Annotated in this window: 10 protein-coding genes; 3 read left to right on the top strand and 7 right to left on the bottom strand. The window is 71.4% G+C overall.

What is annotated here, in order from left to right; all coding sequences use genetic code 11:
• Positions 1-389: 389 nt before the first annotated feature.
• The gene (locus L6E10_RS37455; protein WP_236224901.1) at positions 390-2,888 is read left to right on the top strand and encodes an AMP-binding protein; all 2,499 of its coding nucleotides are present in this window, start codon (positions 390-392) and stop codon (positions 2,886-2,888) included.
• A gap of 2 nt (positions 2,889-2,890) precedes the next feature.
• Positions 2,891-3,892: an aldo/keto reductase gene (locus L6E10_RS37450; protein ID WP_236225083.1), complete on the top strand. Its 1,002-nt coding sequence runs from the start codon at positions 2,891-2,893 to the stop codon at positions 3,890-3,892.
• A 162-nt stretch (positions 3,893-4,054) separates the two neighbouring features.
• Here L6E10_RS37450 and L6E10_RS37445 read toward each other — a convergent pair whose 3' ends face one another.
• From L6E10_RS37445 to L6E10_RS37420, 6 genes are all read right to left on the bottom strand, one after another.
• On the bottom strand, positions 4,055-5,005 hold the full coding sequence (locus L6E10_RS37445) for an LLM class F420-dependent oxidoreductase (RefSeq protein WP_236224900.1): 951 nt from the start codon (positions 5,003-5,005) through the stop codon (positions 4,055-4,057).
• A 48-nt stretch (positions 5,006-5,053) separates the two neighbouring features.
• Positions 5,054-5,665 (bottom strand): GNAT family N-acetyltransferase, encoded by a 612-nt coding sequence (locus tag L6E10_RS37440; protein ID WP_236224899.1) that lies wholly within the window; start codon positions 5,663-5,665, stop codon positions 5,054-5,056.
• Positions 5,666-5,715: 50 nt separating this feature from the next.
• The gene (locus L6E10_RS37435; RefSeq protein WP_236224898.1) at positions 5,716-6,552 is read right to left on the bottom strand and encodes a polysaccharide deacetylase family protein; all 837 of its coding nucleotides are present in this window, start codon (positions 6,550-6,552) and stop codon (positions 5,716-5,718) included.
• 756 nt (positions 6,553-7,308) lie between these two features.
• Positions 7,309-12,510 carry a type I polyketide synthase gene (locus L6E10_RS37430; protein WP_236224897.1) on the bottom strand — a complete coding sequence of 1,734 codons (5,202 nt, stop codon included), beginning with the start codon at positions 12,508-12,510 and terminating at the stop codon, positions 7,309-7,311.
• A gap of 214 nt (positions 12,511-12,724) precedes the next feature.
• Positions 12,725-18,352: an SDR family oxidoreductase gene (locus L6E10_RS37425; RefSeq protein WP_236224896.1), complete on the bottom strand. Its 5,628-nt coding sequence runs from the start codon at positions 18,350-18,352 to the stop codon at positions 12,725-12,727.
• Positions 18,349-19,848: an acyltransferase domain-containing protein gene (locus tag L6E10_RS37420; RefSeq protein WP_236224895.1), complete on the bottom strand. Its 1,500-nt coding sequence runs from the start codon at positions 19,846-19,848 to the stop codon at positions 18,349-18,351. Before L6E10_RS37420 ends, L6E10_RS37425 begins: the two co-directional genes overlap by 4 nt.
• Before the next feature lie 1,371 nt (positions 19,849-21,219).
• On the opposite strand from L6E10_RS37420, the gene L6E10_RS37415 reads away from it, so the two are divergent.
• Entirely contained in the window at positions 21,220-24,111 is a 2,892-nt protein-coding gene (locus tag L6E10_RS37415) for a LuxR family transcriptional regulator (protein WP_275677291.1), read from the top strand.
• Between the two features lie 127 nt (positions 24,112-24,238).
• On the opposite strand, the gene L6E10_RS37410 is transcribed toward L6E10_RS37415, so the two are convergent.
• Positions 24,239-25,000, bottom strand: coding sequence for a thioesterase II family protein (locus L6E10_RS37410; protein WP_236224893.1), 762 nt, complete (start codon positions 24,998-25,000; stop codon positions 24,239-24,241).
• Between the last annotated feature and the right edge of the window lie 101 nt (positions 25,001-25,101).

The raw sequence follows: 25,101 nt of genomic DNA, 5'->3' as shown, positions 1-25,101 counted from the left end.
GCAAAACGAGCCGCCTACCACCGCGCCGAGATCGTCCTGGCCTGCATCGTCCTGCACCTCAGGTGAAGATCCGCAGGACAGGGCCTAGCCGCACACCTGCGTCCCCACGGTGCTCGTGCGCACCAGTGCGCGGAGATCGTGGACGCGCTGGCGCGGGAGATCCCGCCGATCGACGAGGACCACGGGCTGGACGTGGACGTCCGCACCGCCGCCGACGTGCTCGACCGGTTCGTCACCGGCCCGGTCTGAGGCTGCCGCGGCGGCAGCCCTTCCGCAACCCGCCGTACGCCGGTGGCGGCGTCCGGTCCGGTCGCTCGAATCGACGAACCGACCGCAGTGTCCGATGTAGACCAGCACGTGGCGAGCACCCGACTCGAACGGAGTGGACGATGAACACCACCGCGGTCGCCCGGGCACCGATCCCGTCCGCAGGAGAAAGGCAGGGGCTCACCTTCCCCGCCTTGTTCGCCGCGGCGGCCGCCGCACGCCCCTCTTCGGTCGCCGTGACCGACGGCGACCGCTCGTGGACCTGGGCGCGGTGGCGGTCCGACGCGGACGCCGTCGCGAAAGGGCTCCAGGACCGCGGCGTGGAGCCCGGCGACGTGGTCGCGGCAAGGCTGCCCAACAGCTGGGAGTTCCTCACCCTGCACGTCGCTCTCGCCCAGCTGGGGGCCGTCCTGCTGCCCCTGCACCTCGCTCACGGCCCGGCCGACGTCGACGCGCTGCTCGGTCTCGCCCGGCCCGTGGCGGTCGTCGACCGGGACGAGTGGACGCGGATCCGTGCCGAGGGAGCGGGCGGTGTGCCACGTCCCGTCGCGGTCGAACCGTCCATGCCGTTCGTGGCGCTGCCGTCGTCGGGCACCACCTCGACCCGGCCGAAGATCTGCCTGCACAGCCACGACGGGCTGCTCTCCAACGCCGCCGCGCTGGCCTCGACCAGTCCCCTGACCCGTGACGACGTCGTGGTCAGCGCGAGCCCGTTCTCCCACCTGTTCGGCCTGCACTCGGTTCACCAAGGTCTGTTCGGCGGCGCGGTGGTCGCTCTGCTGCCCGGCTGGGACGCCGACGACTTCCTCGCGCTGGCGGACACAGCAGCGGTCACCGCTCTCTGCGCTGTGCCGGCGCAGCTGCACGACGTGCTCTCCCGGCTCGGCGGCCGGACGCTGCCCGCGCTGCGCACCGTCCGGACCTCCGGCGCACCCGTGCCGGCCCGGCTGGTCAGGGACCTCCGCGCGGCGGTGAACGCTCCCGTGCTCGTGACGTGGGGCATGTCGGAGATCGGCGCCGGCACGTCCACCCGGCCGGACGACCCCGACGAGGCGGCGTCGTCCACCGTGGGCCACCCCCTTCCCGGCGCCGAGGTCCGCGTGCGGAACGGTGAGCTGCAGTTCCGCAGCGCGACGACGTTCCTCGGCTACCTGGCCGACCCGGAGCTGACCCGCGCGTCCTTCACCGGCGACGGCTGGCTGCGCACCGGCGACCTCGCCCGGCTCGACGACGACGGACGGGTGGTGCACCTGGGCAGGACGGGTAACCTGATTAACGTCGGCGGCCGCAAGGTCGTCGCCCGCGAGATCGAGGACCTCCTGGCGCACCGAGGCCGCGTCGCGGTCGTGGGCGTGCCCGACGAGCGGCTCGGCGAGTACCCGTGCCTGGTCACGGACGACCCCCGCCTCACCCTCGACGACGCCGTGGCGACCCTGCGGGAAGCCGGTGTGGCGGACTACAAGCTGCCCCTGGAACTGGTCACCGTCGACGCGATCCCGTTGACGCCGTCCGGCAAGATCCGCCGCGGCAAGCTCGCGGAGCTGGTCGCCTCGCGCACCGCCGCTCCCCGGGAGGGCCCGGCCGCGGAGGACCTCCTCCGGGTCGTGCGCGAGTGCGCGTCACGCCTTCTCGGCGGCGCGGAACTCATCGACCCGCAAAGGACATTTCGCGACTACGGTTTCGACTCCGCGATGTCCGTGCGATTCCGCAACGAACTCGCCTCCGAGACCGGCCTGTCCCTGCCCAGCGGCGTCGTGTTCGACCACCCCACCCCGGCCGCGTTGGCGCGGCACCTCGGGGCAGCGGCGGCGAACACCCTGCCCACCGGCTTCGAACAGCTCTACCGCCTGGTCTGCAAGGAGGAACCGCGTGCCGCCGCGGACATGATCCGTGCCGCGTCGCTCGCGCGTCCGGTGTTCACGGCGAGCGATCCGGTCGTGGGAGAAGTGGTTCCGCTCGCGAGCGGGCCCGGCCGGGTCGCCGTCGTGTGCTTCTCGTCGATGCTGCCCATGACCACCCCGACGAAGTTCACCGAGTTCGCCCGTGCCTTCGCCGGCGTCGCGGACGTGCACGGCGTCGCCCACCCCGGTTTCGCGGAGGGGCAGTCACTCCCCGCGGACGCGGACGCCCTGGCAGCCGCGCACATCGCCGCACTCGCCTCGATCGTGGGAGAGAAGTCCTACGTGCTGTGCGGCTACTCGTCCGGCGGCTGGATCGCGCACCTGCTCGCCGAGCGGCTCGCGAACGATCCCTCGGCCGGTCTGCGCGGTGTGGTGCTCCTCGACTCCTCGTGGCCGTCACCGGATTTCATCCGCGACAAGGCCTCCACCGCCCTCGCCGGCTCGGTGCACCGGGAGGAGGCGCTCGGCATCGACGAGGTCGGCCTGACCCGGCTCACCGCCACCGGCGCGTACCTGCGCCTGCTCGACGACTGGACGCCCTCCCCGCCCGGCGTTCCGGTGCTGCACGTCGGAGCCGAGATCGCGGGAGCGACCTGGGAGCTTCCCCACGAGGCGGCCACGGCGTCCGGCGACCACCTGACCGTGCTGCCCGCGGCCGGACAAGTGGTGGCGACGTGGCTGAGCGGACTTCCGGGAAGTGGCGCACCGTGCGATCTGTGAGAATGGGCAAGAGCGGTCTCACCGTGTCGGGAATCGTGCTGGGCTGCATGGGTTTCGGTGATCCGGACGGCGGCACCCACCCGTGGGCGGTGGGGATCGACGACGCGCGGCCGTTGTTCCGGCACGCGGTCGAGTCCGGCATCACCACGTTCGACACCGCGAACGTGTACTCGCACGGTGCCAGCGAGGAGATCACCGGGAAGCTGGTCCGCGAATTCACCCGGCGCGACGACGTGGTCATCGCGACCAAGGTGTTCGGCAACATGAGCCAGGGCCCCAAGGGCGGTGGCCTGTCCCGCACCGCGATCCTCACCCAGCTCGACGAGAGCCTGCGCCGCCTCGGCACCGACCACGTCGACCTCTACCAGGTGCACCGGTTCGACCCGGACGTCACCGTCGAGGAGACGATGTCCGCGCTGCACGACGTGGTGCGCGCCGGCAAAGCCCGCTACATCGGCGCCTGCTCCATGTCCGCGTGGCAGTTCGCCGAGATGCAACACGCGGCGGACCTCCACGGCTGGACGAGGTTCGTGTCCATGCAGAACCAGTACAACCTCCTGCAACGCGAGGAGGAACGGGAGATGCTGCCCTTCTGCCGCCACCAGGGCGTCGGTGTCATCCCCTGGAGCCCACTCGCCCGGGGACGGCTCGCGCGGGCCTCCGACACCGAGACGACGCGCAGCCGTGTCGACGAGTCCGCCCGGCGCCTCTACGACGCGACGGCGACGGCCGACGAGGCCATCATCGACGCCGTCGCCGCGGTCGCGGAGTCCCGCGGGGTCGCTCGCGCCCAGGTGGCCCTGGCGTGGGTGGCGCGGCAGCCCGGTATCACCGCGCCGATCCTGGGGGTGACGAAGCCGCACCACCTCACCGACGCCGTCGCCGCCCTCGACCTCGAACTGACCCCCGCGGAACAGGTCCAGCTCACCGAGCACTACACCCCGCGCCTCCCCACCGGTATCAACCGTTCGCGCACGGGCGCGGCGCCCGCGACACCTTCCTGAGTCCGGCACGGCGCCGATTCTCGGCGAGGTACCCGGCCGATGAGCCGGAGCGGACCAGGCGACCCCGGCAAGGGAAGGGACGCCTGGACCGCGGTTCCCCTCGATCAGGGGCCGGTGCGCTGAACCGGCCTGCTCGCCCGGCGACCACCTCGCGCCGCGGCGCTAAGCCGGTCCCAGGCTCCTGACGTGACCGGCAGGATCGTCCCCGGTCGGGACCAGGGCGATGATCGGTGTCGACAGGCCGTTGTCCACATAGGACTGGATCCGATCGCGGCAGACCTCCGGCGCTCCGTGCACGACGAGGTCGTCGACCACCTCGTCGGGGATCAGCTCCAGCGCCTCGCGCCTGTCACCGCGGCTCCAGGCGTCGTGCATCGGCCTGAGCGCCTCACCGCGGCCGAGCCAGTCCTGGAACGCGGCATAGGCCGGAACGGTCAGGTAGCTCGCGACGAGCCGTCGGCCGAGCCGGCGCGCCAGCGCCCTGTCAGCGGTGGGACAGACGAAGATTCGTGCGGACAGCTCGACTCCGTGACCGATCTCCTCCCGTATCCGGCGCACGTCACCGGGAGCGAGCCAGTTGGTTATCGCACCGTCGGCCTCCTTCGCGGCCAACCGCAGCATTTCCGGCCGCAGGGCGGCCAACGCGATCGGCGGCACCGGGTCGACCGGGTTCTCCAGGCGGAAACCGGTGACCGAGAACGTCTCGTACGTCTCGGTCACCTTCTCGCCGCCCAACGCGGACCGCAGGAACAGCAGCGTGTCCCGGACCCTGCGGAGAGGGGTGGTGAACTCCGCGGCGTTCCACTCCTGCACGATCACCTTCGACGACGCGCCGATGCCCAGGACGAAACGGCCGGGGGCCAGCCCCGCGACGGTGGCCGCGTTCATCGCCAGGAGCGCCGGGCCGCGGGTGTACACGGACGCCACCGCGGTGCCCAGCCGCAGCTGCTCAGCCCATTGCGAAGCCAGCACCAGCGGCGTGAAGGCGTCGGTGCCCGCCTTCTCGGAGGTCCACACATCGGTGTACCCGAGGTCCGGGAGTTCCTCGACGATCCTCCGGTGCAGTGCGAGAGGCATCCCGGGCAAAGGAATGGTGACACCCCACCGGCTCATGTGCTCACCTCGGATTCCGCCGCCGGCCCGTCCGAACGCCCGGCGTCCTCAGGACCCCGCGGCGCGTTCACTCGCCCGCGGCCGCCAGATCGGGTACAGCGACGGACCGCCCTGCAAGGTGATCGCCTCACCCAGCCGCACCTGCCCGAGCCGCTCGTACAGCGCCAGGTTGCGAAGGCAGCTGGCTTCGCCGTACACGCCGGCGTCCGCACCGTCGGCGAGGGCGAACTGGGCCTTCTTCAGCTTGGTCCCGAGCCCCTGCCCCTGCCGCTCCGGAACTGTGGAGAGAAACGTGCCGTAGAGGTGCGGCGGTGCGTTTCGCGGGTGGTTGTCGTTGAGCAGGTTCATGAACGCCACCGCCCGCTCGGCCTGGTCGCCCAGCAGTTCCTCCAGCCGGCCGATGAGTTCGGCGTGCTCCTCCGCGCTGGGCAGGACGGACGGCGGGTAGAACAGCGAGACGGCGCCGAAGTCCTCGACCTGCAGGGCGAGGCCGCCACCGGCGAACGTCGACTCCACGACCACCGTGAAGAACCGCCTGTTGCACTCCGCGCGTCGTTCGGGGTCGGGGAAGATCCAGGAGAACACGGGGTCGTCGTGGAAGGCCCGGGTGTAGACGTCGACCAGGCGGGCGGTCCCGTCCTCGTGAACCTCTTCGATCATCGGCACGGTGCTCGGTCCTCTCGGTTCGGGACAAGGGGTCGGGATGGCCATCACTTCACCGGAGGTGTCCGGTGCGCCGCCGCGTGTCGTGCGATCTCGGCGTGGGTGGCCCACCAGACCCCGGTGTGGGCGGCGATGTGCGCCAGCAACTCGTCGAGCACCTTGACGCGTGACCGGTGCCCGATGATGTGCGGGTGGAGCGCGAGGGTGAACAGGCCACCTTCGGCGTGGGCCGCGTCGAACTCGTCCTGCCAGACGCGCAGCACCTCACGCGGCGCCAGGACCTGCTTTCCCAGGGCGTCGTCGGGGAAGTAGGGGGCGTCGTCCCGGATCCAGGACACCGGGACCTCGGTCACCCCGGTCCCCTCACCCCGGTGCACGAGCTCGTAGGGCTGGTCGTCGGCCATCAGGGACGAGTCGTACTCGAGCCCGAGCTCCCTGATGATCGGCAGCGTGTGCACCGTGAAGTCCCAGTACGGAGTGCGCAGACCCACCGGCCGGACACCGGTCGCGGCCTCCAGCGCGTCCGCGCTGCGCAGAGCGAGCTCCCGCTCCTCGCTCGCGGTCAGCTCACCGCACTTCTCGTGGATCCAGCCGTGCAACCCGATCTCGTGCCCGTCAGCTCGTACCGCGGCGAGCCCCGCGGGGTCGAGCATGGTGGAGACGACGGGGTAGAAGAACGTCGCGGGTGCGGAATGCCGGCGAAGTGTCTCCAGAACGCGCGGCAGGCCGACACGCGCACCGTACTGGCCTTGCGACAGGAGCCCGGGCCCCGTCTCGCCACGGGAGAGGGGCAGCGTCTCGTTGTCGACGTCGACCGAGATCGCGACGGCCACTCTCGCGTTCTGCGGCCAGTTCTCCGGGGTCAGCCGGACACCGGCCTCCACCTCACCGACCGCGGATCGCCATTGCCACTCCGACCACTCCCAAGGTGAAGAACTCGCATTCGGCAAGTTTCAGAACCCTTCTCGCTCGAGCGGCACGGTGTCGGTGACGGAAACCTCACCGCCGGCAGGCGCCGGCCGCTCCTGGATCGGTGCGATGACCTTCCGACCGGATGCAAACGACGCTATCCAGCTGTGCGGCAGCCGGGCTGTGGAAGCCCACAGTCCTGTCGCCGGGCCAGGGCGCACGCGGTCACCGCCACCAGGAAGATCCACGTCCACCCGCGGTTGCGGCATCAAAGGTCCCGTACCGGAACTGGAGGGACGGCCCACCCGCCGCGGGAGAACAGAGCAGATCGCCATGCCGGACACTGCGGTTGTCCACAGCACGGATCCGCCGCTGTTGTGATCACATCGGCCGGCCGTCCGGCGCGTCATTCCACTTCGGACGCTTGAGGCCGCACCACCTCAGGCCGGGGTCAGCGGTTCCACCGCACCCGGCGAAGTGCGGAGCCACTCGAGAACCGGCCGGAATGCCGATGTCGCGAGTGGACTTTCGGCTGCTGATCACACCTGAACGGCCTGCAAGGCTTCGAATTCCGGTGGGCAGCTCGCTTCGGCTCCGGCTGAAGACCCGGTCACCGGGCCTGCGGCACGACCACTCCGTCGTGCCGCAGGCGACTTCCCTCACTGCCGGACGTGGTCCACCCGGGTCCCGTCCGACGCCACCGACTTGATCATTCCCTCGCGGTCACGAGCTCAACGCGCCGCTGCCGTGGCGAGGTAGCTGCTCAGAGCCGCCGGTGTGGGGTGGGTCCAGAGGATGCCCGCGGGCAGCTCGACCCCGGTGCCCTGCTGCAGCTTGCCCCGGATGGCGATGCCCATGACCGAGTCCAGGCCGATGTCCGAGAACGGCCGTTCGGGTTCGATCCGGTTCTCCGCCACACCGGTCTCGGCCGCCACCACGCTCCGGATCACGGCCATCGCCGCGTCGAGCACCTCGTCCGCGGGCAGATCGCGCAGGAGGGTGATCGACTCCGCCGCCGAGCCCTCACGCGATCCGCCGTTCTGGGGATCGCGGACGTGTTCGAACAGCGCGCGACGTCCTCCCGGCGGCGGCGTGGTCGGCCTGACCACCAGCGCGTAGCCGTCATCCGTGGTGTGCAGGCAGTTCCAGACCCGCAGCGCCTCGGACGGGGTGATGTCACCGAAGCCCTGGGCCTCCATGCTCTGCATTCCGTCGGCGCTGAGCTTGCCCATGCCGGTGTCGCGCCAGACCGTCCAGGCGATCGAGGTGGTGTTGCCGCCTCGGTGCCGGCGGTGTGCCGCCAGGCCGTCCAGGAACGAGTTGGCCGCGGCGTAGGCGGTGCAACCGGGCAGCACGACCAGCGGTGCGGTGGAGGAGAACAGCACCATCTCGTCGATGCTTCCCGGCGGGAAGAGCTCGTGCAGCACCAACGCGCCCAGCACCTTGGCGTGCAGCGTTTCCCGGATCGACTCCTCGTCCAGGTCGTCCACCAGGCGGCCGTGCACGGCTCCGGCCGTGTGGACCACGCCTCGGATGGGCGGCATGCGCAGGAAGTCGGGTGTCAGCATCGCTCGTGCGGCGTCGGCGTCGGTCACGTCGAGGGCGAGCGGGAGAACGTTCACCCCCTGGCTCTCGAGCTCCTCGACGACGCCGATGGCGCGCCGGGTCGCGTCGTCGTGCTGCTCGGTCCAGGTGGACCGCGGCGGCAGTCCCCGTCGGCTCGTCAGGACCAGCCGGCGGGCGCCCCGTGAGGAGAGGTGCCGCGCCGCCTCCAGCCCGAGTGCTCCCAGACCGCCGGTGACCACGTAGGTGGCGTCGGGTCGCAGGGGCACCGGCGGGGTCTGGCCGCGGTCCGGGCGGGGGACGACGCGACCGGCGAGCAGTGCACCGTTCCGGACGACCAGCCAGTCCTCGGCGGGGGGATCGTTCAGGACTCGCGCCACCAGCTCGAACGCGGCGTCGTCGTCACCTTCCTCCAGGTCGAGCACGCCACCGCGCAGCTCCGGGTGTTCGGAGGCGATCACCCGTGCGGCTCCCCACAGGGGCCGGTGCGTGAGACCGGAGGGGGTGTCGCAGGCCAGGGCTTCCTGGGTGAGGACCCACAACCTCGTCCCCGGCCGGTCAGCCGCGGCAGCGGCCTGGGTCACGTCGGCGAGATCGGTCAGGTGGCGGACGGTGGCGTCGTACTCGTGTCCCGGTCCGGAGTACGGGGCCAGGTACACGACGTGATGCGGCCGGTCGCCCACGGGCAGGGAGATGTCCTGTGCGGCTTTGACGAGCGTGCACGGCAGGCCGGCCCGCACGAGGTGCTCCGCGAGCCGTTCCGCGGTGACCGAGGGTTCGGGCGAGACCAGGGTGACCGCGGCCGCGGGTGCCTCGACGGCCGGGACCTCCAGCGGCTGCCAGGAAAGCCCGTGCAGGAACGTCCTCGGGTCGGCGATCAACGTCTGGTCCGCGTCGAGAACGCCGAACCGGAGGCCGGTGACCCTGGCGGAGGACTGCCCGTCGGTCCCCTGCAGGTCCAGGTCGATGGTGTCGGTGGTGCCGCCGCGCAGACGTGCGACCAGGTGGACCGAGGACGGAGCGGGACCGGTCCACTCGACCGACTCGATGGAAGCGGGCATGCGGTAGATGCCCTGCCGGGCCAGCGGAAGCGAGGACAGCGTGGTGGCGGCGTCGAGGACCACCGCCCAGTGGGACGCACGGCCGGGCGTCGACACGGTCGCGTGCACCACGTCGTCGTCGTGCCGCAGGTGGTCCACCTGCCAGTCGAAGGCCAGTCCCGACACCCCCAGCGGCCGGAGCAGCTCGAGCACCTCGTCGGCGCCGGCGGGGAGCATCGGCAGCACCGGGTCTCCGACCACCTCGGCCGAGTCCGCGTGTGCCGTGCCCTCACCGCCGCCGCGAGCGGAGGTGTGCGTGGTCCAGGACGTCTCTTCGGACGCCTCCTGCAGGCGGGAGGAGAGCACCGCCCTGCCGTCCTGGCGGACGACCTGGACGGCGCGGTTCTGCTCGGCAGGCAGAGGTGTGCGCAGGACGATGTCGCGGAGGTGACGCGGCTTGTCCGCGTCACCGGTGATCGCGTCGGCGAGCGTGCACAACAGCACGGCGGCGGGAACGATGTCCACGCCGTGCACGGTGTGCGGGGCGTCGTACGGCCTGTTCTCGGGCGACAGGGTCGTCTGCCACACGGCCGATGGCGGCACGGTGGCAGTCGTCAGCCGGGAACCGAGCAGGGAGAAGGACTCCGGGTCGTGACCTCCCGTCCCCCGGTCCACGGGAGCCTCGGGAAGCCAGTACCGGCTGTGCTGCCACGCCGTGCGCGGCAGCGCGACCGCTGCCGACCGGGGCCAGTGGGCTCGCCAGTCGACGCGGACTCCGGCGCTGTGCAGCCTGCCCAGCTGTTCGGTGAGCTCCGGGAGCGCCGGTCGCGCGCGACGCAGCGAATGCGCCGCGGTGACCGCCGGGACCGACAGCGACTCCGCGATCTGGGCGATGTTGTGGACGACGACGGGGTGCGGTGCGATCTCCAGGAAGTGGCGGTGTCCATCGTGGACCGCGGCTTCCACGCCCGCCGCGAACCGCACGGGGCGCCTGAGGTTCTGCTGCCAGTAGGCGGCATCCCGTGGCGCGTCGGACCGCGGGTCGTCCAGGATCGTGCCGTACAGCCGCAACGACGCCGGGCCGATCGACAGCCCGTGCACGGCGGCGCCGAGGTCGTCGACGAGCTCGTCCATGTGCGAGCTGTGGAAAGCGACGTCGGAGGCCACGCGGCGCACCACGCGGCCCTCGCCGGCCAGCACGGTCGCGTACTCCTCCACCGCGGCCACGTCGCCCGCCAGCACGGACCAGCCGCGGGCCGGTTCGATCGCCGCCGTCAGGCCGGACTTGCCCGCGAGACGTTCCTCCAGCTCGTCGAACGGCACGTCGAGCAGGACCATGGCACCGCGTCCCGCCACGGTGTCGAGCAGCGCCGCGCGGCGGCAGGCGAACCGGGCGGCGTCTTCCGCGCTCCACACGCCCGCGGTCACCGCCGCGGCGATCTCGCCCATCGAGTGACCGAGTGCCGCCACCGGTTCGACGCCCCAGGACCGCCACACCTCGGCGAGGCCCAGGTGCATGGCGAAGAGCGTCGCCTGGATGCGGTCCGTGCGCGTGCAGTCCCCTTCGTCGATCTCGGTGATCAGCGAGTACCCGGCCTCCTCGCGGAAGACCGGGTCGAGCCGCTCGCACAGGGCCGCGAACGGCTTGCTCGAGCGGAGCAACTCGTGTCCCATGCCCGCCCACTGGGAACCGTGCCCGGAGAAGACGAACACCGGTCCGGCGGCCTCCTCGGTCGCCCGGCCGTGCACCACCCCCGGCACCTTCTCCGTCGCGGACCACGCCCGGAGGCGGTCGACCGCCTCGGCGCGATCGGTGGCGACCACGGCGGTCCGCCACGGCAGGTGCGACCTGTGCAGCGCCAGCGTGGCCGCCACCGCGTCGACGTCCTGCTCCCCCGTCTCCAGCGCGTCCGCGAGCCTGGACGCCGTCGGCGCGAGCGCCTCCTGGGTGGCGGCGGACAGGACGAGCAGGGACGGGGCGTCGGTGGCGTCCCGCTCCTCGTGCGGTTCCAGCGGGTCGCCCTCTGCCAGGCAGACGTGCGCGATGGTGCCCCCGTAGCCGAAGCTGGACACCCCGGCGATCTTCGGCTTTCCGGCGACCTCTGGCCAGGCGGTCGGCTCGGCCACCACCTTGACCGACCGCTCCGCCTCGACCGCGGGATTGACACCGTCCCGCGCGCCCACCGTGGGCGGCAGGACACCGGCACGCATGGCCAGCACCGTCTTGATGATGCCGACCACCCCGGCGCCCGCCTCGAGGTGCCCCACGTTGCCCTTCACCGACCCGATGAGCAGGGGCGAGTCCGGCGCCCGGCCGGCACCGAGGACGGAGGCGGCCGCGGCCACCTCCGTCGGATCACCGAGAGGGGTACCGGTGCCGTGCGCTTCCAGGTAGTCCACAGCGGACGGATCGATGCCGGCCCCGGCGTACATGGATCGGAGCATTTCCTGCTGTGCGACGCCGTTGGGCGCCATGATCCCGTTGGTGCGGCCGTCCTGCCGGACCGCGCTCGCGCGAACGACGGCCAGGACGTTGTTGCCGTCGCGCCGGGCGTGGTCCAGCCTCTTGAGCACCACGACGCCGGCGCCCTCGCCTCGCCCGTACCCGTTGGCCGAGGCCGCGAACGGCTTGCTCCTGCCGTCGGCCGACAACGCTCCCGACGCCCCCAGTGACAGGGTCTGCGCGGGTGCGGCGATCAGGTTCACCCCGCCCGCGATCACGACGTCGCACTCCCCGGACAGCAGCGCCTGCCGTCCGAAGTGGATCGCCGCGAGCGAGGACGAGCACGCGGAGTCCAGCGCCAGGCTGGGACCGCGCAGGTCGAGGAAGTACGAAACCCGGTTCGCGACGGCGCAGTAGGCGCCGCCGATGCTGCTCCACGGACCGATCCGCTCGGGGTCGTTCAGCAGCATCTGCCCGTACTCACCACCGCCGACGCCGATCAGCACGGCGGAGTTGCTGCCGGCGAGCGACAGAGGCGGGATCCCGGCGTGTTCGAGCGCTTCCCACACCACTTCCAGCACCAGGCGCTGTTGCGGGTCCATCAGAACCGCTTCTCTGGGTGTGACCCCGAAGAACTCGGCATCGAAGCTCGCCGCGTCCTCCAAGTAGGCGGCACGGCTGACGGCTCGGTTCACCGCGGCGGCGGCCGCGGGACCGTGTGCCGGGTACGACGACCACCGATCGCGGGGAAGGTCCCCGACCTCACTGCGTGCCGCGATCAAACCGGCCCAGAAGTCCGCCGGTTCGCAGATGCCACCGGCCAGCCTCATGCCCAGACCCACGACGGCGACATCGTTGCCGGGGTTGCCAACGTTCAAACGCGTCATTTCTACCTCACAGATTTCGGTCAGGCCGCCTGCATGTCACAAGATCTCCCAGCCAGCTCCAGGAGCCGGCCGCAGCGGATGCGGCCGGGCGGTGATGACGAGCGCGGAGCCCACCGGCGCGACGACATCAGTCGCCGGGCCGGTGGGAGCCGTGCACCCGGTTCGGGCCGGGTGCCGTGGCGGCCCCGATCGCGGTGATCGGGGCCGTCACCGCTCAGCTGGTGTCGCCGACGTCGAACGTCTCGCAGCCGGAGATCCGGATGAGGACCCGGCCGTCCGCGTTCACCGCCTCTTCGACGTTCGCGTCGTCGACGTGGATGAGCAGGATGCCGTCCGGGTGGGACTTGCTCACCGCCGCGTCGCTGCCCGTCGTGAAGAACTCGATGCGGTCGATGAAGCGGGGCACCGCGACCAGGTGGACGCCGTTGCCGTCGGTGCGCAGCAACCGGGTCCGGGCCAGTGCGTCCAGCATCACCGTGGGAACCGGTGGGTTCTCCAGGAGCGCGTGGTCGGCTTCGGTCGTGGGCGGCACCAGCACCCAGCGGGAGCTGGTGCCGTCCGGACCTTCCCTGCCGTCGGTGCTCGCCTGGTAGACCCCGCGCAGGACGACGGCGCTGTCATCGCGGTAGTACGGGTCCTCCGACGGCCGGTCGGTGACGACGTTCCTGGCGAGCGGGGGAACCGGAAGGGCACCCAGCACCACGTCGCACGCGAAGTGCTGGCGGTCCGCGCGCAGCACCCGGCCACGCCGGTCCACCACGTCGCTGGTGATCCGGACGTGCACGCGGTCGGGGCCGTCCGGCCGCGCCGTCACCCGGTACGGGTTGCCCGGCCCGGCTTTCGGCGCGACGAACGCCGAGAACCGCAGGTTCTCCAGGGTGCGGACGGGCAGGCCGGGCACCACCGCGGTCGCCGCTTCGGCCGCGATGGTGGCCAGACCGGTGCCGTGCATGGTCGGTTTGCCGTTCACCGTGTGGTCGACCAGGAAACCCGCGGTGCGCTCGCCGAGGTCCAGCAGCCACTGGGTGGTGCCGCGCGTGATGCGGTGCGGCGTGCCGAGCATCCACCGGGTGCGTTCCGGCACCGGGTGCACGAAACCGGGGAACTGCTCGCCGAACGTCGCGCGTTCCTTCGCGTTGAGGAACGCCACCAGCGGCTGCGCCACCGACGGCGTGCTCAGCTCGGCGGCCAGGTGCCGGACGCCCTCGGACGGGGCGAGCGGAGCCATGATCCCGGCTCGTTCGTTGTTGCCCTGCATGAGTTCCGACCCGCCCATGCCGATCTCCGCCCAGATGGGCCAGATCAGCGTGCGCTCGTCCGCACCGCGCACCAGTGCCGCCTGGCGGGCCGCGCCGTGGAGGAAGTCGTTGCCGGGCGCGTAGTCGGTCTCGCCGGGCAGGCCCACGAGTCCGGCCACCGAGCCGAAGTTGCACCACTGGGCGGGCTGGGCGGTGCCGAACGCCGCCTTGAGGTTGCGGTACCCGTCGACCTTGACCCCGCGGATGTTCCGCAGCCCGTCGACCGTCAGCCGGGAGATGTCGCCGCCGTTGTGCAGCCCGGCCCCGTGCACGAGCAGGTCGACGTTCGGGGTGACCTGCCGGATCGTCTCGACGGCCGAGCGGACGGCCTCGGCGTCGGTGAGGTCGCAGCTCAGGTAGTCGACCGCGTCCTCGCCGCAGAGCGCGCGCAGTTCCCGCAGGTTCCGCTGCGATTCACGGGCGTTGAGCAGGCGGTCGAACCGGGCCATGACCTCTCGCACCGAGGCACCGGGGGTGCGGGCGCGTTCGGCCTTGAGGAACTCCGCCCGCAGACCCGGGAGCTGCTCGTCACCCGCGTGCAGCAGGTCCTCCGGCACGTCCTGCAGTCGCGAGGAGCCCAGCAGCCACAACCGCAACGGCGTCCGGGAGGCGAGCTCCTTGGCGCAGGCCGCCGTGATCCCCCGCGCGCCGCCGGTGACCACGACCACCGATCCCGGCCGCAGCGGCGACACGTTCGAGGTCAGGTCGAGCGGTGCGGGCACCAGCTTGGTGCGCAGCCGCACACCGTCGTGGTGGATCACCGCCGGGTAGCCGCGGTAGCCGGCCAGTTCCCGGTTCAGGGTGTCCCAGCCGCCGGTCTCCGAGCTGATCACCACGGCCAGCCGCGCCCCGCGGAGGTCCCAGGCGAGGCTGCTGACGATGCCGGTGAACAGCCCGGCGGAGGCGTGCGGGACACCGCTGCGCAGCTCGTCGACGAGGTGCACGCCGAGCGAGCCACCGGCGTCGATCCGGTCGCGGCAGGACTTCGCCGCGAGGAACAGCGCTTCGTGCGCGCGGAGGGTCCCCTCCGGAACGGCCTCGCCGGGCGCCGACCCGCCGGTGGAGGCGAAGAGGCGGACGTGGCTGAACCGGCCCGCGCCCGTCGCGGCGTCGGGGAACTGGGCTTCGACCGGTGCGGTCTCGTCCAGCACGTGGACGTGGGCACCGGACTCGCGCACCTGTGCGGGCACCGACTCCTCGCAGCCGGGCTGCACGACGACGAGCCAGTCCGGACCGGGAGCGGTGGTCCACTCGGCGTCGGAAGCGGGTTCCTCGACGTAGGTGCAGACGTAGCGCTCGTTGCGCGGCGCCGACCGGGTGGGCCGGTGTGGTGTCAGCACGATCCCGGGTGCCGAAGTGCCGGCAGCGATCACGTGGGGCTTCTCCCCCAGCCGGGCGAGCTCGCCGATGAGGTCGCACGCGCCGTTGGCGCCGAGGTAGTCCAGCGGCCGTGGGGCTCGGGCTCCGGCGCCGCCGGTGGCGACCGAGACCTGGCAGAGCACGGGCCACCCGGCCGCCGCCGCGGTGCTCTCCCGTGCCAAGGCGAACAGGAAGGCGCCTTCGCCGAGAGGGCCGCGACCGAGCAGGGTGCGCAGTTCGTCGGTGCTGTTGCCGTTCAGGCTGAGCACGAGCGCCAGGTCCAGCGCTCCGCCGCGGAGGTGCCGCACCGCCGTCTGCACCGCGTGCGCGGTGGCGTCCGGTCCGGCGTCGGCGAGCTGCACCGCGCCGTTGAGGTTGTAGCGGTTGGCGATGCGCGAAGCGATGACGTTGCCCATCAGACCGGGCTGGGTGTCCGGGGTGGACTCGGGGGCTCCTGCCCTCACCACGCGACCGGCGGCTTGCGCGGCCTGTGTGAACTCGCCCGCGTCGAGCTCACCCGGCGCCACGGCGAGCAGGTCGTCGGCGTAGCAGCGCAGCGCCGACTGGTACCAGGACAGGGTCGGTCCGTAGTGCGCGGCGATGACGCCGGTGGTCTCCTCGCGACCCTCCCACAGCTGCCCGTGTTCGGCCAGGAAGCGCTCGGCCACGTCCAGCGCCATCAGCTGGGTGCGGTCGATGGCGTCCGACACCGCGGCGGGCAGCCTGCTCACCTTCCACTCCGGCGCCGGGTAGGGCATCGGGAAACCGGCGTTGTCAGCGGGCGCACGCCCCTCGCTCAGGCGCGCCGCGACGTCGGCCGAGGCCGGTGCGCCCGGCAGGTGGGCGCTCCACGCGACCAGGACGATGCGCTCGTCCTTCGCCGCCGGCCGCGCGGCAGGGGCGGACTCGCCCGGACCGGGCTCGTCAGCCAGCAGCAGGTGCCCGTTGGTCCCGCCGAACCCGAACCCGGAGACGCCGACCAGGCGCGGTCCGGCGGGCAGCGGCGTGTCCCGCGTGGGGACGGTGACGTGTTCCGCGGTCGCCGCCGCGCCGGGTTGTGGCCGCTGCGCGGGGATCACACCGTGGCGCAGGGCGAGCAGCGCGTGGATCACCGACACCGCGCCCGCGGCCCACCCCGTGTGCCCGATCAAGGACTTGTTGCTGGTGCACAACACCTCCCGGCCGTCCGCCGACCGGTTCAGCGCGGTCAGCTCGACCTCGTCGCCCGCCCTGGTGCCCGTACCGTGCCCGACCACCCAGACCGGTGCGCGCTCCTGCCCGTACCCGGCGCGTGCGATCGCCAGTTCCTGCCCGCGGCGGTTGGGGGCGGCGATGGCCTTGCCCCGGCCGTCGGCCGCGGCACCGAACCCCGCCAGCACACCGAGCACCTGCTGGCCGTCGCGCCGGGCGTCACCCAGCCGTCGCAGTGCCACGACCGCCGCACCGTCGGAGAAGAGCGTGCCGTCCGCGGAACCGTCGAACGCGTTGACCGCTCCCCGGCGGCTGAGGCCGCCGAGCTTGCTGAACAGCACGTTGAACCGCGGGGTGACCATGAAGTAGCCCCCGCACAGCGCCAGGTCGGTGCTGCCCTCCTGGAGAGCGGCCACGCCCAGGTCGATGGCGTAGAGCGACGAGGAGCACGCGGTGTCCACGATCGTCACGGGCGTGGTGTCCGGCAGCAGGCCTCGCACCGCGTTGCGGACGACCCCGTCCGGCAGGTGGTTCTCGGGGCTGCCCGCGGCCAGCCGGTACCGCTCCCGCAGCAGGGAGCGCAGCCGTTCCGCGTCCGGGCCCGCGGGCGTCGGCCAGGCCTCGGCGAGCATGCGGGCGTACCCCTCGACCACCATCGCCTGCTCGAAGTGCTGATCGCCGTCGGAGCAGGCACCGATGAACAGCGAGGAGCGGGACGACGAACCGTCCGGCAACGCCTGCCCGAGGGCGTGGCGCAGCCAGGACGACGAGAGGCTGGCGTCGGGAGCGACGTCCTCGTGCCGTCCCATCCGGACGAATCCCGCGGTGCGCGCATAGGTGCGGTCGCGGTCGCCCGGATCGGCGGCCCAGAAGGTGTCGAGCGGGTAGCGGTCCCCCGGTTCGCTGAACGCGGGCTCGCCGGCGCGCAGCAGTTCCCAGAACTGCTCGGGCGACTCCGCGCCGGGAACGACCAGTCCCATCCCGACCACGGCGATGGCACCGTCGTCCTCCGCAGGCCCCGAAGTGGGTTCCGCCGCCCGGTCGGAGGTGCGGGCGGGCGCGCTGTCCGAGGTGCGGGCGGGCGCGCTGTCCGAGGTGCGGGCGGGCGCGCTGTCCGAGGTGTGGGCGGGTGCGCGGTGAACCGGCGCGTCCGACGTGCCGGGCTCGACGACGTCCGCGACGGGCCGCGGGGCGTCGCCCCACGTGCCGCCGGCGCGGATCAGCGCACCGCCCAGCCGGATCCCGCCGTCGTTGACGACGTTCTCCCCCGTGATCCACGACGCTTCCGGCGAGGCGAGGAAGGCGACGAGCTTCGCGTGTTCCTCGACCGTGCCCAGGCGGCCGAGCGGGGTGCCCGCGACCGTTGCCTCCAGGACCTCTTCGCTGCGGGGGAACAACTCCACGGTCTTGCTGACGAGCATTCCCGCAGACGCCATGTTCACCCGGATGCCGTGCGGCCCGAACTCCACGGCCAGGTACTTCGTCAGCTGCTCGAGGGCGCCCTTGCACACCGCCACGCAGCTGTAGTTGTCGATGACGACGCTGGTGCCGATCGAACCGAGGTTCACGATCGCGCCGCCGCGGTCCTTCATGAGCGGGAAGGCGGCACGGCAACACCGGCGCGGGCCGTGCACGTTGGTGTCGATCGCCCTTTCCCAGTCGCGGTCGGTCAGCACGTGACCGGGCTCGAACACCCCGCGCGCGGCGTTGTTGACGAGCACGTCGAGCCGCCCGTGCCGACGCGCGACGTCGGCGAACATCTCCTCGACCGCGTCCTGCTTGGCCACGCTCGCCCGCAGGTGCTCCGCGGAACCGCCTTCCGCGAGGATGTCCGCCACGGTCTGCCGCGCGGCGTCGATGTCGTGGAACCAGTTCACGATCACATGGCCGCCACCTCGGGCCAGCTCGCGCGCGATGGCCCGGCCCTGCCCCTTGGATCCTCCCGTCACCAGGCAGATCCGGTCGGCGAAAGCACCGGTACGGGGACTGTTCACGCCTTCACCCGGCCAGCCCCGAGCTGGGTGAGCAGCTCGGCGATCGACTCCAGGGTGGTGTAGTCGGTGATCCGGATGTCGGCCTCGGGGAGGTCGTACTTCTGGCGGGCCCGCTGGAGCAGCTCGGTCTGCCGGATGGAGTCGATGCCCAGGTCCGCCTCGAGTTCGATCTCGGCCTCGAACACTTCCTCCGGATAGCCGACGGCGGAGGCGTAGAGGGTGCGCAGCTCGTCCACCAAGCCCGGCACGTCCGCGCCTCCGGACGGCGCGGGTTCAGCGGGCGCGGGTTCAGCGGGCGCGGGTTCAGCGGGCGCGGGTGCTGTCGCGGGGACGGCAGCGGCGGGCACGGCGACCTGCTGCGTGCCCGATCGGGCAGGTTCGACCGGCGCCGCGTCCGTTCGGGCGCTCGCGACCGGCGACCCGTTCGACCCGGCGCTCGCGACCGGAGACGCGCCCGACCCGGCCTGCGTCACCGGCGATCCGTTCGAGCCGGCCTGCGTCGCCGGCGAACCGGCCTCGGGGCTGGAGGACACGGCGAATGCGCCGCGCAGTTCGTCGAGGGTCCGGCGCTGCCGCAACGGTGCCGCGGTCTGCACGCCGGGCAGGCACGCGCTCACGAGGTCGGTCAGGGCGGCACGCGCACCGCACTCGAGGAAGTGGGTGTACCCGTCACCCCGCACCGACACCAGAGCCGGCAGGAAGCCGACCTCCCGTTCGAGGTGGCTGGTCAGGATCTCGCGGCTGTCCTGCTCGGTCTCGACGTAACGGCCCAGCACCGGCGAGTACATCGGCACCCGCGGGGCCCGCACCCGGACCTCGGCCACCTCCGCCTCGAACAACCGGTTCGCCGCCGCCAGCAGCCGGTTGTGGAACGGGTACGGGACGCGCAGGCGCGTCGCCTCGATCCCGAGCACGCCGGCCAGGGCGGTCAGCCGGTCCAGCGACTCGTGCGGACCGGAGACCACGACCTGGTCGTACCCGTTGTGGGCCGCGACGGCCAGGCCGCGGTCAGCCAGTGAGCCGACGACGGCGTTCGCCCGCTGACGTCCGACGCGCAGCGCGACCATTCCGCCCTCGGCGTCGGGCGAAGCGCGCAGCGCGCGGTCACGCGCGATCACGAGCCGGACCCCGTCCGCCAGGCTGAGCGCTCCCGCGGCGGTCAGCGCGGCGAACTCGCCGAAGCTGTGGCCGATCACGAGACCCGGTGTGACGCCGGCGAGCTCGCGGGCCAGGTCCAGGACCGCCAGTTCGGTGGCGAAGATGGCCAGGCTCAGCGCGGGGACGTCACTGGCCAGCAGCACGTCCAGGGTCGGCGCGTCCGCGCTCTCCAGCAGCGTGGAGATCGTGGGGCCGCCGTACCGCAGCGAGATCGCGTCCACCTGACCGGCGACAGCCGGCAGTGGACGGTCGGCGCACACACGCGAAAGGCCACCGGGCAGGTACCCGCCCTGTCCGGGGAACAGGAAGACCGGCTCGGAAGACGACGAAGAAGGCACGATGAGATCCCTTTTGGTGGAGCGGAGAACGGATTTCGGAGCACCGCGGAGGGGACGGGGCCGGCTTCGGGCGAGGCCGGAGGACCGCTCGGCCGACAGAATGTCAGCGGTGCGCGTGCCGCCACGAGCACGCGTTCCGGCTGGCGGATCGGTCCACTTCTCGCCGTCTGCGCCGAGTACTCTCACCGCAGGCTGCCGCCGGTTCAGGCGAGAACACCGGCGGAAGTCCCGACGACCGGAACGCACCTGCCGGAAAAACAGTGATCACTGTCCGTCATCGCCAATCTGTTCTCGTCGTCTCCGACCTCCGCATGCCACCGTTCACGGCGCCGGAGGATTCGGCCTGCCCTGCCGATCCACCTCGATGTTCGTTGCACAGGAGGAACTCTTCAGGTCGTTTCGATGAATTTCTCCGCATCGACCAGCCCGATCCAGAGGCCGCACGTCGCCGAAATCCTCGACGACCTCAGGCTCCCGCCTCCGCGCGACCGTGCTGCGGCGTCATCGCCGCGAACGACATTTCATCCGGTGCGACGAAATGGTGAGGACGGAGCGACCTGCGACCTTCCACCGCACCCACTGGACGACACCGACCGCACCACCCGGCGGAACAGCCGAGGACACCGCGAGTCGTCCGCCGGCGGATCTTCAAAGGTCCGATCACCCTCCGGCTGGGAACGCAAACGAGGCTAGACAGCTCGCCGTCGAGCGGACTGCGGAAGTCCGCAGTCCGCTCGACGGACTCCACTGTCGCGACGATCACTCCCCGGCTGTGGAATGCTCACCAGCGACAACGCCATCGCGCCGCCCTCGCCGGAAGGCGAACCGCCAGCTCACCCACCACGGAGGAGTGACGTAGATCGCCGATCGTCGAACAAGACACTACGGTTGTCCGCAGCGCAGACCCGCCACTTGGGTGATCCCACTCCCCGATCGCCTGATGCCGCGACCGATCAGCCGACCCTGCTGACGATGCGCACCGTCGTTCATGGATCAGAAATCGGAGCATCGTTTGTACGGCCCCATTCAATCCTGTTTGCGCGGACCCGTGCGGCGACGTTTGTACGGGCCCGTGCGACATAGTTGGTATGGACCCGTGCGACTCCATGCCCGGTTTTTGCCCGGTCGAGATATTTTGCGGCGTGGTGTGACAAATCTCGACGTCACTCGCGCCCGGGTACGACGTTGTCGACGCCCCGAGCGAACACGAACGGTTCTCACCTGCGGATTCATCGACAACAAGTCTTTTGCCGCAACTGGGTGAACAACTTGACCGGACGGGTATCCGTAACGTGGAATCAATAGGAGCCCAATAAGCCGAGTTGAGACACAACCACCCGAATGGCTTAGTTACAACTACGGAGCGCACAAATGGTCGCCCACGCATACCAACATCCGGGCAGCAGTGCCGATCTCGTTGGTCGCGGTGCGGAGTTGCAACGGATCGTCGATGCTCTCGAATCAGCGAAGGGCGCGATACCCGTCACGATCCTGGTGGAGGGCACGCCCGGCGTCGGCAAAACCGCCCTCCTGGACGCGGCGTGCGATCTGGCCCACGAGCGCGGGTTCGTGGTGTGCCGGGCGAAACCATCACCGATGGAGGGGGAAACGCCCTTCGCGGTCGTCCAGCAGCTCTTCGGCCACCTGCGCGAGGAAGCGACTCCCTGCGGGCACGCCGAAGCCGCACCGCACGGGTACGACCTGATCGCCGGGCACCTCACCGCCGAGGTGGACGACCTGGAGGAGTCGCAGGTCAACCGGGCGGTCCAGGACATCTACCGCTTCGTGGCCGAGTTCGCACAGTGCGCACCGCTCTGCCTGATCATCGACGACGTGCAGTGGACGGACGTGCAGTCGTTGCGCTGGCTGAACTACCTCGTCCACCGCGTCGTCCGGCTCCCGATCGCGATCCTGCTGACCCGCACGCCCGGTCTCCGGCCGACCGATCCACTGCTGATCGCGGAGCTGGAGCTCTACACCGAACGCATGAGGGTCGAGGTTTTCACCGCCCAGCAGCTCACGCAGCTCACCGAGCAGGTGCTCGGCCGCACACCGGACGAGAAGTTCACCCAGTCCTTCCTCGACGCCACCGGCGGCTGCCCCACGGTGACGCGGCACATCCTGGGTCTGATGCGGGAAAAATCGGTACCGCCGGACGAGGACGCCGTGAGCAACCTGCTCCGCCCCGAATCCGAGAAGCTCGGCCACTCGATGCTCGCGCGGCTCAACCGCCAGGCACCCGACCTCGTCGAGATCGCCAAGGTGATCGCGGTCGTGGAGCCCGACGACCTGGACCTGCTGAACGCTGTCATGGGCGTCGGCACCGAGGAGGTCGCCGATCGGGTGCGGCAGCTGGAAGGGATGGGGGTGCTCACCCCGGAGGGCAAGCTGACGTTCACGCACTCGGTGATCAGGAACACGATCGACAGCGCGGTCGGCTACTGGGAGCGCGAGGAGATGCACGCCAAGGCCGCGCGGTTCCTGCACCACACGCGAGCCCCCGCTCTCCTGCTGGCACGCCACGTCCTGCAAACGCCCACCCGGTTGGGCGTCTGGGCGGTGGAAGCGCTGCGCGCCGCCGCCAACACCGTGATCGCCGAGGGCGATGCCCGCTTCGGCGCGAAGCTCCTCACCAGGGCCCTCGCCGAGAACCTCTCCACCGCCGAGAGGAGGAGTCTGCTGCTGCAGCTCGGTCTCGCCGAGGTCTACTTCGACCCGCGGATGGCCGTGGTGCACATCCAGGAGGGGATGACAGGGCTGGACGACCCGGAGACGGTGCTGACGGTCGCCTGCCGACTCTCCCAGATCTTCTACTTCGACGGCGCGTACGACGACGCGAGCGAGGTGCTGCGCCGGACCATCGCCGAGATCGGCCCGGAAATCCCGGCGGCCGTCGACATGTTGCGGCTGCTGGAGAGGGTCACCGTGCCGTCCCGGGACCCGGAAGCCTGGCAGGTGGACTTCCGCCAGTTCGACGAGCAGGAGTGGCGCCGCGGTGACGCGCGCGGCCGCGCGCTCGCGGGTCTGGTCGCCGAAGACTCGAGCAGCCGGGGCGTCGACCTGCCCACGTGCCGGAAGGCGGCGCTCGCGGCGCTGTCCGGTGGTGCGACCTCCATCCTGCAACAGCCGCAGCTGATGGTCGGAGTGCTGAACTCCCTGCTGCGCGCCGACGAGGTGGACCTCGTGATGCGGTACTGCGACGAGATCCTGGACGAGGCCCGCCGGGAGGGGCTGACGCTGATCACGCTGCTCGGCCACGTCCTCCGGTCGCGGGCGCACCACCACCGCGGGTCCTTCGCGGAGGCGGTCGCGGACGCGGAGCTCGCGTTGTCCGCAGCGAAAACGGCGAAGCTGCCCGAGGACCACTTCGGACAGGTCTACGCCATCGACGCCCAGGTCCGCACTCTGCTGGCGCTGGGCGACGTCAGCGCGGCGGAGAACGCGCTCATGCCGTTCCACAGGACCAGGGAGCTGCCGCACACCTGGCACCACACCGTGCTCCTGCACGCCAGGGGCGCGGTGCGCATGGAGCTCGGCGACAACGGAGGAGCGCTCGCCGACCAGCTCGAGTGCGGCGAGCGGTTCCAGGCGTGGGGCCGGCCCAGCCCGACGCTGCGCCCCTGGCGGTCCTACGCGGCGCTGGCGCACCTCCGGCTCGGACAACCGAAGCCCGCTCTCGACCTGGCGCTGGAGGAGCTGAAACTGGCACGGGAGTGGGGTGCGCCGAGCGTGATCGGCCGTGCGCTGCTGACCGTGGGCATCGTGACCGGCGGCGCCGCCACCACCCCGTGGCTGACGGAGGCCGACTCGGTGCTGCGCCGGTCTCCCGCGCGGATGCTGCACGCACAGGTACTGCTGGAGCTCGCCGCGGCCCGGTGGGAGAAGGGACAGCACGACGCCGCCCGGCAACACCTGGAGGAAGCGAGGAAGATCGGCGAGGAGTGCGGCGTCGTCGTGGAGCCCGGAGAACGGCTCGCCGGCCTGACCTCCGCAGGCACACCGCGCACACCGGTCCCGCACTCCTCCGAACCGACGAACGTCCCGCCACCCGTCTCCCGGCTCAGCGTGCTCGCGCTGACGCCGCACGAGTACCGCGTCGCCACCTTGGTGGTCGAAGGGGACTCGAACGACGAGATCGCGCACAAGCTGAGCGTCTCGCGCCGCACCGTCGAGTTCCACCTCACGAACATCTACCGCAAGCTCGGCGTGCGCCGCCGGACCCAGCTGTCCTCCGCGCTGGCGGGCTTCGTCCCGCGGAGGTGACGCCTCCGCGGGACGGCACATCGGGCACTGCGCTCCCCCGTGGTGCCCGAGACGTGCCACGACGAACCCGACCTGTGCGTCACACCGTCCACGCAGGTCCTGTCCCTTGTGGACAGCAGCACACCGGTCAGGCTCCTGCGGCTGCGTCTTCGCCGCAGAGTTCGCGCCGCACGAGGTCCGCGATGGTCCTCCAGTGGTCCACCGGGAAGAAGTGGCCCCCGGGAAGCTTCTCCACGGCGAAAGACCCGGTGGTGTGCCGCGCCCATCCGCTCGCGTCCGGCAGTGGCACGATCGGGTCGTCGGTGCCGGCCAGAACGGTGATCGGCGCGGTGATCGACGCGGAAGGGTCGCACGTGTAGGTCTCGATCGCCCGGTAGTCGTTGCGCACGACGGGAAGCACCATCGCGCGGAGTTCGGCGTTGCTCAGCACGCCCGGTTCGACGCCACCCAGCGACTCGATCACCCTGACCATGTCGTCGTCGGACATGAGGTGCACCCCCGCGTTGCGCTGCAGGTGCGGCGCCGCCCGGCCGGACGCGAAGAAGTGTGAGACGGGGACGGAGGCGGCCTGCAGCCGTCGCGCGACCTCGAACGCCACCACGGCGCCCATGCTGTGCCCGAAGAGCGCCAGCGGCCGGTCCTTGTCCAGCACCGCGAACACCTCGTCCGCCAGCACGTGCAGGTCGTCGATCGGCTGGTCGCGGAGGCGGTCCAGCCGGCCCGGGTACTGGACCGCGGACAGCTGGACCTCGCCGGCGAGGTCCATGCGGAGCCTGGTGAACCACCCGGCGGAGCCGCCCGCGTACGGGAAGCACACCAGTTGCGGAGCTTCTTCGGACGTGGCGCGGAACTTCCTCACCCAGCGGCCGCCTTGGGCGACGTTCGCCATGATCTCCCTCTTCCGATCTTTGTTGCCGTGAAGCCGAACCGTCGTCGGCGCCGAGCCGGTTGAGCTCGGGGAGGGGCCCGGACCGCGCGGTGGCGCGGTCC

The organism is Lentzea sp. CC55, from assembly GCF_021056325.1.
GTDB lineage: Bacteria > Actinomycetota > Actinomycetes > Mycobacteriales > Pseudonocardiaceae > Lentzea > Lentzea jiangxiensis.
This window is presented reverse-complemented; position numbering and strand designations above follow the sequence as displayed.